16 protein-coding genes are annotated in these 13,488 nt (G+C 74.1%); 9 read left to right on the forward strand and 7 right to left on the reverse strand.

Annotated elements, in window-relative coordinates:
* Positions 1 to 20 precede the first annotated feature (20 nt).
* Positions 21 to 965: a rhomboid family intramembrane serine protease gene (locus tag RV983_RS08240; protein ID WP_475985123.1), complete on the reverse strand. Its 945-nt coding sequence runs from the start codon at positions 963 to 965 to the stop codon at positions 21 to 23.
* A 126-nt stretch (positions 966 to 1,091) separates the two neighbouring features.
* On the opposite strand from RV983_RS08240, the gene RV983_RS08245 reads away from it, so the two are divergent.
* The 4 genes from RV983_RS08245 (at position 1,092) to RV983_RS08260 (ending at position 4,523) form a co-directional block, all read left to right on the forward strand.
* On the forward strand, positions 1,092 to 1,985 hold the full coding sequence (locus tag RV983_RS08245) for a hypothetical protein (RefSeq protein ID WP_475985124.1): 894 nt from the start codon (positions 1,092 to 1,094) through the stop codon (positions 1,983 to 1,985).
* 174 nt (positions 1,986 to 2,159) lie between these two features.
* The gene (gene fdhD, locus RV983_RS08250) at positions 2,160 to 3,011 is read left to right on the forward strand and encodes a formate dehydrogenase accessory sulfurtransferase FdhD (RefSeq protein ID WP_475985125.1); all 852 of its coding nucleotides are present in this window, start codon (positions 2,160 to 2,162) and stop codon (positions 3,009 to 3,011) included.
* 73 nt (positions 3,012 to 3,084) lie between these two features.
* Positions 3,085 to 3,675 carry a TetR/AcrR family transcriptional regulator gene (locus tag RV983_RS08255; protein ID WP_475985126.1) on the forward strand — a complete coding sequence of 197 codons (591 nt, stop codon included), beginning with the start codon at positions 3,085 to 3,087 and terminating at the stop codon, positions 3,673 to 3,675.
* 2 nt (positions 3,676 to 3,677) lie between these two features.
* Positions 3,678 to 4,523, forward strand: coding sequence for a thioesterase family protein (locus RV983_RS08260; protein ID WP_475985127.1), 846 nt, complete (start codon positions 3,678 to 3,680; stop codon positions 4,521 to 4,523).
* 31 nt (positions 4,524 to 4,554) lie between these two features.
* On the opposite strand, the gene RV983_RS08265 is transcribed toward RV983_RS08260, so the two are convergent.
* Positions 4,555 to 4,917, reverse strand: a complete 363-nt coding sequence (locus tag RV983_RS08265) for a UBP-type zinc finger domain-containing protein (RefSeq protein ID WP_475985128.1) — start codon at positions 4,915 to 4,917, stop codon at positions 4,555 to 4,557.
* 296 nt (positions 4,918 to 5,213) lie between these two features.
* Between RV983_RS08265 and RV983_RS08270 the strand changes: the two genes are divergently transcribed.
* Together RV983_RS08270 and RV983_RS08275 are read left to right on the forward strand one after the other, a co-directional pair.
* Positions 5,214 to 6,953, forward strand: a complete 1,740-nt coding sequence (locus tag RV983_RS08270; RefSeq protein ID WP_475985129.1) for a hypothetical protein — start codon at positions 5,214 to 5,216, stop codon at positions 6,951 to 6,953.
* Between the two features lie 11 nt (positions 6,954 to 6,964).
* Positions 6,965 to 7,492 (forward strand): hypothetical protein, encoded by a 528-nt coding sequence (locus RV983_RS08275; protein WP_475985130.1) that lies wholly within the window; start codon positions 6,965 to 6,967, stop codon positions 7,490 to 7,492.
* Between the two features lie 126 nt (positions 7,493 to 7,618).
* On the opposite strand, the gene RV983_RS08280 is transcribed toward RV983_RS08275, so the two are convergent.
* Together RV983_RS08280 and RV983_RS08285 are read right to left on the reverse strand one after the other, a co-directional pair.
* The gene (locus RV983_RS08280) at positions 7,619 to 8,305 is read right to left on the reverse strand and encodes a hypothetical protein (protein WP_475985131.1); all 687 of its coding nucleotides are present in this window, start codon (positions 8,303 to 8,305) and stop codon (positions 7,619 to 7,621) included.
* A gap of 379 nt (positions 8,306 to 8,684) precedes the next feature.
* Positions 8,685 to 9,137, reverse strand: coding sequence for a MarR family winged helix-turn-helix transcriptional regulator (locus RV983_RS08285; RefSeq protein WP_475985132.1), 453 nt, complete (start codon positions 9,135 to 9,137; stop codon positions 8,685 to 8,687).
* A 90-nt stretch (positions 9,138 to 9,227) separates the two neighbouring features.
* On the opposite strand from RV983_RS08285, the gene RV983_RS08290 reads away from it, so the two are divergent.
* A complete protein-coding gene (locus tag RV983_RS08290) occupies positions 9,228 to 9,602 on the forward strand; it encodes a cupin domain-containing protein (protein WP_475985133.1) in 375 nt (124 codons plus the stop codon).
* Positions 9,603 to 9,614: 12 nt separating this feature from the next.
* Here the strand turns inward: RV983_RS08290 and RV983_RS08295 are convergent, their stop codons facing one another.
* Together RV983_RS08295 and RV983_RS08300 are read right to left on the reverse strand one after the other, a co-directional pair.
* Complete coding sequence (locus tag RV983_RS08295) at positions 9,615 to 10,208, reverse strand: histidine phosphatase family protein (protein ID WP_475985134.1); 594 nt, start codon at positions 10,206 to 10,208, stop codon at positions 9,615 to 9,617.
* Positions 10,208 to 10,606: a VOC family protein gene (locus RV983_RS08300; RefSeq protein WP_475985135.1), complete on the reverse strand. Its 399-nt coding sequence runs from the start codon at positions 10,604 to 10,606 to the stop codon at positions 10,208 to 10,210. Before RV983_RS08300 ends, RV983_RS08295 begins: the two co-directional genes overlap by 1 nt.
* 207 nt (positions 10,607 to 10,813) lie before the next feature.
* Here RV983_RS08300 and RV983_RS08305 point away from each other — a divergent pair, with 207 nt between their 5' ends.
* Both RV983_RS08305 and RV983_RS08310 read left to right on the forward strand, forming a co-directional pair.
* Positions 10,814 to 11,656, forward strand: coding sequence for an MBL fold metallo-hydrolase (locus tag RV983_RS08305; RefSeq protein ID WP_475985136.1), 843 nt, complete (start codon positions 10,814 to 10,816; stop codon positions 11,654 to 11,656).
* A 4-nt stretch (positions 11,657 to 11,660) separates the two neighbouring features.
* On the forward strand, positions 11,661 to 12,032 hold the full coding sequence (locus RV983_RS08310) for a hypothetical protein (protein WP_475985137.1): 372 nt from the start codon (positions 11,661 to 11,663) through the stop codon (positions 12,030 to 12,032).
* A 330-nt stretch (positions 12,033 to 12,362) separates the two neighbouring features.
* Here the strand turns inward: RV983_RS08310 and RV983_RS08315 are convergent, their stop codons facing one another.
* A complete protein-coding gene (locus RV983_RS08315) occupies positions 12,363 to 13,436 on the reverse strand; it encodes a bile acid:sodium symporter family protein (protein WP_475985138.1) in 1,074 nt (357 codons plus the stop codon).
* Positions 13,437 to 13,488 lie beyond the last annotated feature (52 nt).

Below are 13,488 nucleotides of genomic sequence, written 5' to 3' on the forward strand. Positions count from 1 at the left end.
TGCCCCGCCGGGGGCTCGCCCTATGCGACCCCGATGAGTTGGGACGTCTTCACCACCACCAGCACCACCAACGCGATCAGGACGGCTGCCGCGCCCAGCGCCTGGACGAGGGTCCGGTGCCGGGCGGGGGCGTAGGCGATGACCAGGCCGACCGCGCCGCCGGTGAGCAGGCCGCCGAGGTGGCCCTGCCAGGAGGTGATGGCCGCGGAGATCACCAGCCACACCAGCAGCGTGACGATCAGCCGGTTGCCGCCGAGGGGGTCGTAGCGCAGGCGCCGGCTGAGGACGTAGTACGCGGCGCCGAGACCGAAGACGGCCCCGGAAGCCCCGAGCGCGGGGGTGTACGGGGCGAGCACGTACTCCGCGACGCCGCCGCCGAGAGCGGCGAGCAGGTAGAGCCCCAGGTAGCGGGCGCGTCCGAGTTGGCCCTCGACGACGCGGCCGATGTTCCAGAGCGCCGCCATGTTGAAGAGGATGTGGGTGACGCCGAAGCGCCCCCCGGTCGGGCTGAGATGGAGGAATGCCGAGGTGATGAGCCGGTACCACTCGCCGTGCGCGACGCCGATCGCCCGGAAGCCCGGGGGCACCGGCTCGCCGTGGTAGACGTACCCGTTCCCGTCGGGTCCGAGCAGGCCCGACCCGAGGGCGTCCAGCCGGACGACGATCTCCGGACGCAGCAACTCGGCCACGTACAGGGCGACGTTCAGCGCGATCAGCGCGTAGGTCACCACGGGGACGCCCGATGTCGCGATCCTGCCGCCGAAGGCCGTGCGGGCCTCGCGGACGCTGCGGTTGCCCTCGCGGACGCACTCGGGGCACTGGTGGCCGACGGACGCCTCGCGCATGCAGTCCGGGCATATGTAGCGGTCGCAGCGCGTGCAACGAACGTACGACTCGCGCTTGGTGTGGCGGTAGCAGGTGGTGACCGGGGGCTGGGTCCCCTGATCGGCGTCCGTGGCACTCACGACTGACAGCCCCTGTCGGCATTCGGCACAGCAGATTCGCACGGTTGTACCCAGATCAGGCACCGCGCGTCAAACCGTGGCCGCGACGGTGTTCCGCGGCCCGCGGCGGCCCCCTACATTGATCCCGTGACGAGCGACGCATCCGCCACCGAGCAGCCGGAACTGGTCCTGCGAGGGCGCGGTGTGGCCGCCCGCTTCGGCGGGGCGGACATCCTGCTGAGCGAGGGACATGTGCGGCGCCGCATTCCGGTGGCCGCGATCGAGGAGGTCCGCGCGGCCGGTCCGCAGGGCAGCACCGCGGAGATCGTCCTCACCACCGCGGGCGGGCCCGCGGCCGTGCACTTGGTCAGGCACCACAACTCCCGCGCCGTGTCGGTGTTCGCAGCGGCTGTCAACGCCGCGCTCCCCGCGCGTGACGCCCACGAACCCCGGCAGGACGGCGCGGCCCTGGTGGAGGTGACCTCCACCAGGGCGCTCAGGGCACGTCCCGCGGACGACACGAAGCCCACCGAGGAGTCGACCCCGGGCGACGCCGTCATGGGTGTCACCGGTCTGCTCCTGGCACTCGGCTGGCTCGCGGGTCTCGTCTGGCGGCTCATCGACGGCGAGGGGGCGCTCCGGTGGGGGCTCGGCATCCTGCCCGCCTTCTTCGGCGTCGGCGCGCTGGCCGGAGTCCTCATGGAGCTGGACAAGGGCCTGGCGCTGCGCCGGCGCGGCATCACGGTGATCGCCGTCCTCGACCGCAGGGAGGAGCCCGAGGACGGCGAGGCCTCCGCGGTGACGGTCTACCGCTTCACCGATCTCAAGGGAGTCGTCCACGAGTACCGGGGCTCGGGCCGCGAGGTCGAGGGGGACACGAAGGGCGTGGAGATCACGTACGACCCGGACCACCCCGACGTGGTCTCCGGCACCGGCTGGTACGCCCGGGTCGCGGGCATCACCGCACTGGGCCTGCTCACCCTCGCGCTGTTCGCCGGCGCCCTCTACCTGACCGTCGGCAGCGTCGTGGACCTGTTCTGATCCCCGCTCCCCCGCGCGTGCACGACCCTTGACCCCTTAATCGAATGCTGTAGACAATCTACGAATGGCGGAGACCTGCCGTGCCGCGCCGCGCGGCATGGCACCTGCGCATGGCAACCTCTGTACCAAGGGCCGAATCGGCCGCCCGCACGGACAGAACCGGGACTGATCGACATGGGACGGGTCACCGAACGGCGCCGCGTACTGCGGATCAGGGACGGCGCCATCGACCACCGGGCGGACACCCTGGTCGCCGAGGAGCCGCTGGAGATACGGCTGAACGGCAAGCCGCTCGCCATCACGATGCGCACACCGGGCGACGACTTCGCCCTGGCCGCCGGATTCCTGGTCAGCGAGGGCGTGCTGGGCAGCGCGGAGGAACTCGCCAACATCGTCTACTGCGCGGGCGCGACGGTGGACGGCTCGAACACGTACAACATCGTCGATGTGCGGCTCGCGCCCGGTGTCCCCCTTCCCGACATCACGCTGGAGCGCAACGTCTACACGACGTCCTCCTGCGGCCTGTGCGGCAAGGCCAGCCTCGACGCCGTCCGCACGACCGCGCGCTGGCCCATCGCCGACGCCTCCCCGCTCCGGCTCGAACCGGCTCTGCTGTCCGCCCTTCCCGACCGGCTGCGCGCGGCCCAGCAGGTCTTCGACCGGACCGGCGGCCTGCACGCCGCCGCGCTCTTCACGGCCGACGGCGAACTGCTGGACGTCCGCGAGGACGTCGGCCGCCACAACGCCGTCGACAAGATCGTGGGACGCGCCCTCCAGCAGGGCCTGCTCCCGCTCGCCGGGAAGATCCTCATGGTCTCCGGCCGCGCCTCCTTCGAGCTCGCGCAGAAGGCGGTGATGGCCGGTATCCCCGTGCTGGCCGCCGTCTCCGCCCCGTCCTCCCTCGCCGTCGACCTCGCCGCCGAGTCGGGTCTCACCCTCGTCGGCTTCCTGCGCGGGACCTCCATGAACGTCTACGCCGGGGAGGAGCGGATCGCCCTGCCCGCGGCAACGGCCGGCCGGGGCTGACCCGACTGGCCCTCCCCGAGCCCGGGAACGGCCGGGGTAGACACTGTCCACCCCCAGGTGGACACTGTCCACCATGCCCGCAGACCCCCGTGCCCGCCTCCTCGTCGCCGCACTCGCCGTGCTCGACGAGGACGGCGTGGAGGGCCTGACCCTGCGGGCCATCGCCCGCCGGGCCGACGTGTCGCACGGCGCCCCGCTCAAGCACTTCCCGCACCGCGCGGCGCTGCTGTCCGCTGTGGCGACGGCCGGGTTCCGGGACCTCAACGCCTCGGCGGAAGCCGCCGTACGGGACTGTCCGGACGGGGCGTCGGCGGCGGCCCGGCTGCGGGCCGGGGCGGGCGGGTACGTGGCCTACGCGCTCGGGCGGCCCGCCATGTTCGCGCTGATGTTCCGGCACGACCTGCTCGACCCCCAGGACAAGGAACTGAGCCGGGTGAGCCTGTCGGCCTTCGACGACCGGCTGCTCGTGCTCGTACGCGCCGCGCAGGCGGAGGGCTGGCACCCGGCGGCCGACCCCCGGGCGCTCACCGGCGCCCTCTGGTCCGGGTTGCACGGCCTGGTGCAACTCTGGTTGTGGGGCTCCCTCGCCCTCGCGACCGGCGCCGCGTCCGCCGAAGTGGCGCTGGACGCCCTGTTCACCTCGTTCGACCTCAAGGAACGCTGACGATGACGGAGAGCTACGGTTTCGACCGCGAAACCGCCCTGACCCCCCGCCCGGGCGAGCCCTCGCTCCACGACGCCGAGCTCCACGAGGGCTGGCGGATCGGCATGGGCATCAACGGCGGCCTGCTGCTGGCCCTCGCCGGGCGGGCGCTCGCCGCGGAACTCGGCGGGGACGAGCGGGGACACCGCGACCCGTTCTCGATCAGCGCGTACTATCTGTCGACCTCACGCCCCGGCCCGGTCACCGTACGCACCGAGACGCTGCGCCGCGGCCGCACGGTCTCCACCGGCACCGCGTCGGTCCTCCAGGACGGGCAGGAGCGGCTGCGCGCCATCGCCACCTACGGCGACCTGGACGGCCACGACCACCTGGGCGACGTGCGCACCTCCGCCACGCCCCCGCAGATGCCGCCCCCGGAGCGATGCCCGGGCACCGACATGGCACCGCCCGAGTTCCTGAAGATCGCGCCGATGCTGGACCGGATCGAGCTGCGGCTGGACCCGGACACGGCCGGCTGGGCGGTCGGGGCGCCGTCAGGACGCGGCCTGATCCAGGGCTGGCTGCGGCTGCCCGACGGACGCGAGCCCGATCCGCTGATGCTGCTGCTGGCCGTCGACACCCTCCCGCCGGTCACCTTCGACCTGGGCGTCCGGGGCTGGGCCCCCACCCTGGAACTGACCGCCCACGTCCGGGCCCGGCCCGCGCCGGGCTGGCTGCGGCTGAAGCACTCCACGCGCAACTTCGCCGACGGCTACATGGAGGAGGACGCCGAGGTCTGGGACTCGGCCGGCCGTCTCGTGGCGCAGTCGCGGCAGCTGGCGCGGGTGCGGCTGCCGGAGGACGTCTAGCACCACCGCCGCCGCCCGCGACCGCCCGGCGTCAGTGCAGTTGCTGCCGCCAGTCCTCGGGCACCCTGCCGTGCGGACCCGGGGAGGGCTGGGTGTCGGGGCGTGCGGTCGGCGGGGGCAGGGCGGGACCGTCGTAGTACTCCTCCGTCTCGACGTTCCAGAACCAGTCCTCACCGGGCTCGAAGCTGGTGATGAACGGGTGGCCCGCCTCACGGGCGTGCCGCGTGGCGTGCTGGGACGGCGAGGAGTCGCAGCAGCCGATCCGCCCGCACTCGGCGCAGCGCCGCAGATGCAGCCACCAGCCCGGCCCCTCCCCCGCACCGCAGCCGGCGCAGCCCTCGCCGCTCGGCTTGGCCGTGGGGTCGATGCCAGGGATCGTAGGGTCGTCCGCCATGGTGCACCCGCCTCCTTCGCGCGCGATCACGTTCTCCCCGCATGCTAGCCATCCCGCCGCTCCCTCACCGCTCGAAGCGGCGGACCGTCCGCGGTCCGACGGGCCGGGCCGCGTGCTCCGTCGGTCGGTCCCCGGCGCCGCCGACCGGGAACCGTTACGGAAAATGGGCAACTCATGGCATTCAAGGGCTTTTCCGGTCTATCGCTTGCCTTGTCCTTCGCGACGACTTCAGACTTGTCCCCTCAGCGAGGCACCAAAAGTGCGCATATCGGCCTCACTGACGGGGGGACAACACTGTGCGTCACAAAGCGCTGCCGGAAAGCCTCGGCGACCGACTGCGGGCCGCGGCCGCGCTGCCCGCCCTGGCCGTCCACAGATCGGGGCTGGTGGGTCTCGCCGCGGCCATCGACCGACAGGCGGGCCGGACGCCCCCCGCCCCGACGCCGGCCGAACCGGGCCCGGGGCCGCGCGGAGGCGCCCCCGGGCCCGCGCTCGAGGCGGACGCCGGGACTTGGGCCCAGCTCGACCTGTTCACTCTGTTCGGCCGCCCCGGGACGTACCGGGCGCCGGCCCCGTCGGCGCGGGAGGCGCGCGTACGCACCGTGCTCGGCCTGCTCCCCTCCCTGCTGGTCTTCCTCCCCCTGGTGGTCACCTGGTACGGGCTGAGCCGGGCGACCCATGCCTACCAGGAGCTGCGTTCCACCGGCGAAGGACGGCGCACCGCCGACGGCCGCACCTTCCTCGACCTGTGGCAGGACGGCTTCGCCGGCCATCTGAGCGGGGCCTTCACCTTCGGTGCGCAGGTGTGGTGGACCATCGCGTCCCTCGGTCTCCTCGTCGTGGTGACCCTCACGGCCGGCCTGGCGCGTCGCGGCCAGGAGGGAACCGCGGAGGCCGTCGCGCAGGAGGCGGTCGCCCGACTGCATCCTCTGCTCACGGAGGCCCAACTCCACCTGCTCCCGCTGCGATTGGAGACGCCCGCCAGGTTCGCCGCCGAGTTGAGCGGGGCCGCCGCCCGGCTCACCACGCTGCTGGAGGCGGCGAACCGTACCCACACCGAGAGCCGAAGGGTCGCCGACACCACGGTCGCGCTGCTGCGCACCGCCCAGCAGGACATCGAGAAGCTCTCCTCCGCGGCGACCGCGCTCGACACCGCCGCGGCCCGGCTGGACCGTTCGGGCGACCGCATGGCCGCGACGACGGAGCGCACCACCGTGGCCGCGGAGGCGATGGGCCGGCTGGTCACGGAGGACATCGAGCGGGCGCGCACGGAACTGGCCGGCGCGGCGGGCGCGACCGCCGACGACATCCGGCGGGCGTCCGAGGCCTCGGCACAGCGCGTCGTGGCACTGGGCGACGAGGCGGTCCGCACGGTCGCCGCCCTGTCCGACGCCGCCACGCAGCGTATGACGGACATCGGCGGCCAGGTCGAGAAGGCGCTCGAGCTGGCCGCACGGGAGGGGCGGCAACTGGTCGGCGACGCCTCGGCGCAGGCGGGCGCCTCGCTGACCCGGTTGCTGGACGAGGTACGGGTCGCCGCGGCCGCGCTCGACCGCTCCAGCACCCGACTCGGCGCGGCCGGGGGCGGTCTGTCGCAGTGGCTGGAGTACACGCTCGGTGAGGGTGCCGACCGGATCGCCCGCACCTATGAACTCGCCATAGCCACCGCGGCCGTCGAACTCAGCAAACGGTTCCACGAGGCCGGCGGCGGCATGGAGAGCGCCCTGGGCGCCCTGACCGAGGCGGTCGGCCGGCTCGACGGCACGGTCGGCGCCCTCCGGGGCCCCGCCGGCGGCGCGGTCCGCGACCGTACGCCGGACGGGGACGGCGGCGCGGCGGCCCCCGCGCCCGGCCACTGCGCGGGCTTCGCGCACGAACCTCCCGCCGACGCCGTCCCCGACGACCCCGCGGACCGGCCGCCACCGGACGGCGCCCTCGCCCCCGACGGTCAACAGCCGCCGTGGAGCGGCACGGTGCTCCTGCGCCGGTCCCCCCGCCACGCGGCTCGGGACGACGGTTCCGGCGGCGCCGCATGAGGGGCCCCGGGGTGACCCACCTCGCCGGATGGCTGTTCGCCGACCTGTTGCTCGTCCTCGTGCTGATCGTGCTGGGCGGCCAGACCGTCCAGACCGTCCAGGGTGCGGAACCGGCGACGCCCCGGCCCTCACCGGCCGCCAGGACTTCCGCCGCGCCCTCCGCCTCGGCGCCGCCCGGCATGGACCCGGACAGCAGGCGTCTGAAGCTGCTCGTCAGCCAGGACGTGGCGGACGACCTCCGCGGCTCCGGTGAGGCCCGGGACGCGGCGCGACGCCGGATCAACAAAGAGGTCGACCGGGCACTCGCCGGCGAGGGGCGGCGCGGAGCGATGATCTTCGTCTGGGGCTCGGACGGCGGATGCGCCGACTGCACGGCGAACTCCGACCTCAGCTCCCGCTACGCGGAGGCGGCGGCCCAGGCGATAGTGCGGGGCCGCCACCGACTGCTCCCCCGCGCCTCCGCCTTCTACCGCGGCTACATCGACCTGAGCGGCGCCTCCGGGGCCTTGCGCATGGAGGTCTTCTTCTACAACACCTGAGCGCCGTCCCGGCCCGCACCTCGGCGCTCGCCTGAAGCCGGGCATCCGCATGCAGTTGGAGATCGACGAACGCCTCGAACGCTGGTGTGCCTGTGGGAGGCCGTCTGACGACCGGGACCCGGCGCCTCACCGGCCCTGGAGACGCAGTGTGGGCTCTCCCGCGTGATCGCCCGAGGGCGGCCCGACGACCGCGGTGAACTCGCCTGCCCGCACCGGGAGATCGGGGCCGGCCAGGTCGAACGACGGGACGAACGGCTCGGTGGCGGTGGCGGTGGCGGTGGCGGTGGCGGTGGCGGTGACGGTGACGGAAGGACCGTAGCGGACGGCGAAGAGGTGGAGTTCGTCCGGGCCGTGGCGGACGGCGGGCGCCTCGATCGCGGTGGTGGCGGCGATGTGGCGCCATCCCTCGTCGGGGTCGCCGAAGCCGCGGGGGTCGGCGGCGAGGCGGAAGGCGGCCTGCTCCTGGGTGAGGCCGATCGTGGTGGCGCTGGTGAAGCAGGCCGTGCCGTCCGTGCCGGGGAAGTCCGGCGTGGTGAGGCGGAGTCCGGCCGCGCCGGCGACGGCCATCCCGTCGAGGACGAGCGCGCCGGCGGTCGTGCGCCGCACGCCCTTCGCCGCGAAGCCGACGCCGGCGGCGTGCCGGATCTTGGCGAGACGGCCGCCGTGGGCGGTGGCGTAGGGGAGGCCGGACGGCAGGCAGGGCGCACCGGGGCGGCGGTCGACGGCGACGACGACGACGACGAGCCAGCGGCGGACGCCGTCGGTGACGTACAGGGACCGGGTGTGGACCAGATCCCCGTCCTTGGTGACCACGGGCTTGGTGACCAGTTCACCGCGAGGGCGGGCGCGGTGGCCGCGTCCCGCACGCGGACCCGGCCGAACGGCCGGGTGAGCAGGAAGCCGTCCCCGGCGGGTCCGATGCCGTGCCGGCGGTTGACTGCGGCGGGCAGCAGCACCGTACGGCCCGCCTCGACGACGGCGGGCGTGAGGCGGTCGTCGAAGGAGACGCTGACGCCCTCGCGGCGCAACTGGTGCCGCACCCGGGCCCTCGCGCGCGGCGCGGGCCCGCAGTCCGCCCCTGCCGACGCCCGGTCCGCCCACATCTCGTGGGCGGCCGCGCTGTCGGCCGCCTCGGGTCGGTCCCCCTGTCGAGCCGTGGGACGGGTCGTGCGGCGCATCGCCTCCGGCCCGTCTACCACGAGGGCCGGACCGGGCCGTTCGGGGCGACGCGGTACAGGTCCTCCGCCAGGGCGCGCAGGCGGTCGCGGCCGAGGACGGCGGTCCAGGGGCGGACGGCGTCGGCGGCCGCGGCCTCGGCGGCACGGGTGCAGGCGCGGCCCCGGTCGGTGAGGACCACGAGCCGGGCGCGGGCGTCGTCGGGGTGGGGTCGGCGCTCGGCGTAGCCCTTGGCGACGAGTTCGTCCACGAGCTGACCGGCGCCCTGGCGGGTCACCCCGAGATGCGCGGCGAGCTCGGTGACGGTGGCGCCGCCCGCGGCCATGCGGGCGAAGGCGAAGCCGTGGGCGGGGCGCAGGTCGGTGTAGCCGCGGGCGACGACGCCGTCGTGGATGGCGGCGGTGAGCGCGCCCGCGGCCGCGATCAGGTTGACGCCCAGGGCCGTGGCCAGGGCCTCTTCGTCGTTCATGGGAATCACCTTGACACAGTGCGCAAGCAGCTTGAATATATGGGCAAGTTACTTGAGCAAGTCACTTGCCTATATGGACTGGAGTCCTCCATGCCCGTCGTCCGTGCCTCCGACGCCCTCGTGCACGACCTGCACGGCGTCCGCTTCGTCTCGTACGCCGCGACCGCCACCGGCAGCCGGGAGATCTGCGCCTGGCGCGGCGAGGTACCGCCGCGCACCGCGGGACCGGCGCACGTCATCAGCCGGGAGGAGGTCTTCCTCGTGCTCGGCGGCACGCCCCGGCTGTCGCTGGACGGCGACCCCCACGACCTCTCCCCCGGCGACGTGGCCATCGCACCCGCCGGATGCTCCCTGGTGCTGGAGAATCCGGCGGACGAGCCCGCCACGCTCTGGGTGACCACGAGCACCGGCCTGGAGGCGTCCCTGGCCGACGGCTCGCGGCTCAGCCCGCCGTGGGCGCGCTGAGCGGGCCGGACCTCACTGAAGGTGCGCGGTGTCGTTCCACAGGGTGATCGCGGGGTCGCCGTACTCCCAGCCGAGGACGGAGAGCGACGCGGGGGCCAGGCTCAGCACCATGCCCCGCATCGGGTCCAGCCGCAGCCAGCGGGCGGCGAGCGTGCGCAGGAAGTGCCCGTGGGCGAAGACCACGGCGTCGGTGTCCTCCGACTTGGCCCAGGCCACGACCTCGTCGGCGCGGTTGGCGACCTGCCAGGAGGTCTCACCGCCGACGACGCCGTCCCGCCAGATCACCCAGCCCGGCCGCTCCTCGCGGATCTCCGGCGAGGTGCGGCCCTCGTACTGCCCGTAGTCCCACTCCTGCAGCGCGTCCCACGTCTCCGCGCGGTCGCCGAAGCCGGCCAGCTCGCAGGTCTCGCGGGCGCGCTGAAGCGGGCTGGTGCGGACCCGGGCGCCGGGGAAGTCGTGCCAGGGGGCCCTGGCGAGGCGCTTGCCGAGCAGCCGCGCGGCCTCGCGCCCCTCCTCGGTGAGCGGGATGTCGGTACGGCCGGTGTGCTGGCCGCTCTTGGACCACTCGGTCTGTCCGTGCCGCACGAGTACGAGGCGCGAGGCCATCAGGAAGCCACCTCCTTGTGGACGGCTTCGATGTCGTCGCCGTCGGGATCGCTGACGAAAGCGCAGTGAGCGCGGTGTTCGGGCCACTGCCGGGTGCCGTGCCGCGAGGTCCCGCCGGCGGCGACCGCCGCGGAATGGAAGGCCTCGGCGGCCGCCCGGTCGGGTGCGGCGAAGGCGATGCGGGCGCCCCCGGTGGGCCGCCCGCCGGCCCGTTCGAGGGAGAGTGACGGGGTGCCGCGGTCCGGGTGCCGGCACTCGGTGACGACGTCGGCCTCGCGGCCGATGCGCACGCCGAGCGGCGCCAACACGGCCGTGAAGAAGACTCGGCCGGCCTCGCGGTCCGCGGCGAAGGCGCCGATGTGGTGGAGGAACGATTCCGCCGAGCCCTCTGAGGTCACGGGGACAGTGTCCCTCCCGACCGGGCGGACGCACAAAACGAAGCCCGGGACACAACGCGCGGACCAGGCCCGATGACCACGCATGCCCGGCAGAACCGGGGGGATCGCGACCGCCGCGGAAGAGGCGCGTACGCTGCCGATCGCCGGACCGCCACGCCGCCGCCCACCACCGCGACACCGCGACACCGCCGAGGAACGAGCAGCCGAATGACCCCCGTGACACAGCCCCTGGACGTGCGATGGATCCACGGGTCGCCGTCCGCGAAGCACAACACCGACCCCGACATCCAGGTGTTCGCGTACGCCGAGGACACCGTCGTGCTGCGCCAGAACAAGGCGGTCCACTACGAGGCGCCCTTCCTCTTCCTGCTCTTCGGCGAGGAGCGGGCGGTGCTGATCGACACCGGGGCCACGGAGTCCGCCGCGTTCTTCCCGCTGCGCCGGGTCGTGGACGAGCTGGTCGACGCCTGGCGGGAGCGGCATCCCCGGGGCGGGTACGGGCTGCTGGTGCTGCACACGCACGCGCACGGCGACCACGTCGCTGGCGACGGGCAGTTCACGGACCGCCCGGACACCGTCGTCGTCCCGGCCGGGCGCGACAGCGCGTGGCCCTTCCTCGGCTTCGACGCGGACCCGGACGGGGTGGCCCGCGTCGACCTCGGCGGCCGGGTCCTGGAATGCCTGGCCACGCCCGGCCACCACGAGGCCGCGGTCACCTACTACGACCCCCGCACCGGCTTCCTGCTCACCGGCGACACGGTCTACCCGGGCCGGCTCTACATCGCCGACTGGGCCGCCTTCGTCCGCACCCTCGACCGGCTCATCGCCTTCGCGGGGGACCGCCCGGTCAGTCATGTCCTCGGCTGCCACATCGAGATGAGCCGCGAGCCCGGCGTGGACTACCCGATCCGCACCACCTACCAGCCGGACGAACCGCCGCTGGAGATGACGGTCGGCCATCTCCACGAGATCCGGCGGGCGATCGACGAGATCGGCGAGCGCCGGGGCAGCCACCCCTACCCCGGCTTCGTGATCTGCCGGCAGGACTGAGCCCGTGCACGCCGCCGCCGTGACCCTGACCGTCCTGCTGCTGCTCGAAGTCGTCCCCTCGGCCGTCGCCCAGCTCGCCCGGGCCCGCGCGGGTCTGGCACGCCTCGACGAACTCACCCGGCTCGGCGTGCTCCAGGGCCGGCATCCCCGGGTACCGGCGCTGCTCGGCACGCTGCACGCGCTCGGCGCCGCGGCCGTGATCGCGGGTCTGTGGTGGCCCCTGCTCGGCGTGGCCGGGGCCGCGTCGGAGGCGGCGATCTTCGGCTGGACGCTCTACCGCCAGGTGCTGGCCGGCGACCGGGGGCGCGCGCTCGGCGCCTACCTGCTCTTCCTCGCGATGGCCCTGGCCGTCCTGGTGGTGAACGCGCTGCGCTAGGGCGTCCCGCCCTCGCCCATTGGCGCCGGCCGCCCGGAAGGCTGGGCCCCGCGGCTCCGCCGCCGACCACCGGGGGCATCGGGACGAGGCCCTGGACGTGCCGCGCATGACCCGCCCGGGACGGGAGCCGTCCGCCCGGTCACGTCCCGTGGCGGTCCGTGATGAAGGTTCGGCGCAAGGTTGACGCCCCCAGGTGCGGTCCGCGCGGCCGGGCTGCCGGACTGCCGGGCTGCCGGGCTGCTCCGACGATTCGGCAACGCGGCGCGGGGGCAGCACCGACCGGAGGGCGGGGGAGCCTCGCGGGGCGGGCGGGGAATGCGCCGACCGGCCCTACGGCGTCTTGTCCCCGCGCGCCGCCGCGGAACCGTGGACCAGGACGCCGCGCGCGACCCCTTCGCCGCGTACGGTCGCCGCGGGCGCGGCAGGCGCGGCGGCCTCCGCCTGACGTCCCCAGCGCTTGGCGATGACGGCGCAGACCATGAGCTGCATCTGGTGGAAGAGCATCAGCGGGAGCACCGCGAGGCCGGCCTGCGCGCCGAAGAGCACGGTCGCCATGGGCAGTCCGGCGGCGAGGCTCTTCTTCGACCCCGCGAAGACGATGGTGATCCGGTCCGCCCGGCCGAAGCCGAGGCGCCGTGCCCCGTACGAGGTCAGCGCGAGCATCGCGGCCAGCAACAGGGCCTCCGACAGCAGCAGCCCGAGCAGTCGCAGAGGGGTCACCAGATGCCAGATGCCGCCGACCACGCCCTCGCTGAAGGCCGCGTAGACGACCAGCAGGATCGAGCCGCGGTCGACCAGTCCGAGCACCTTCTTGTGCCGCAGGACGAAGCCGCCGATCCAGCGGCGCAGCAGCTGCCCCGCCACGAAGGGCACCAGCAGTTGCACCACGATCCCGAGGACCGAGTCCATCGAGAAGCCCGCTCCCCTGCCGTCCAGCAGCACCGCCGCGAGCAGCGGGGTCAGCACGAGACCGGCGAGGCTGGAGAAGGAGCCGGCGCAGATGGCCGCGGCGACGTTGCCGCGCGCGACGGAGGTGAAGGCGATCGAGGACTGGATGGTGGAGGGCACCAGGCACAGGAAGAGCAGCCCGGTCCACAGCTGCGGCGTCAGCAGGTACGGCACGAGGCTGTGCGCGGCCAGGCCGAGGACGGGGAAGAGGACGAACGTGCAGGCCAGTACGGTCGTGTGGAGCCGCCAGTGGCGCAGCCCGTCCATCGCCTCGCGGGTGGACAGCCGTACCCCGTACAGGAAGAAGAGCAGCGCCACCGCCGCGGTGGACGCGCCTCCCGCCACGTGGGCGCCGACGCCCCTGGCGGGCAGCAGGGCCGCGAGCAGCACGGTGCCGAGCAGCGCCGCGATGTAGGGGTCCAGGGGGAGCCAGGACGGGTAACGCAGGCGGCGCATGGACTTCCTCATCGGTGCACGGACGTGACCTTCCCAGCATGCCCGCCGCGCC

It is taken from the genome of Streptomyces sp. RLA123 (assembly GCF_056270165.1).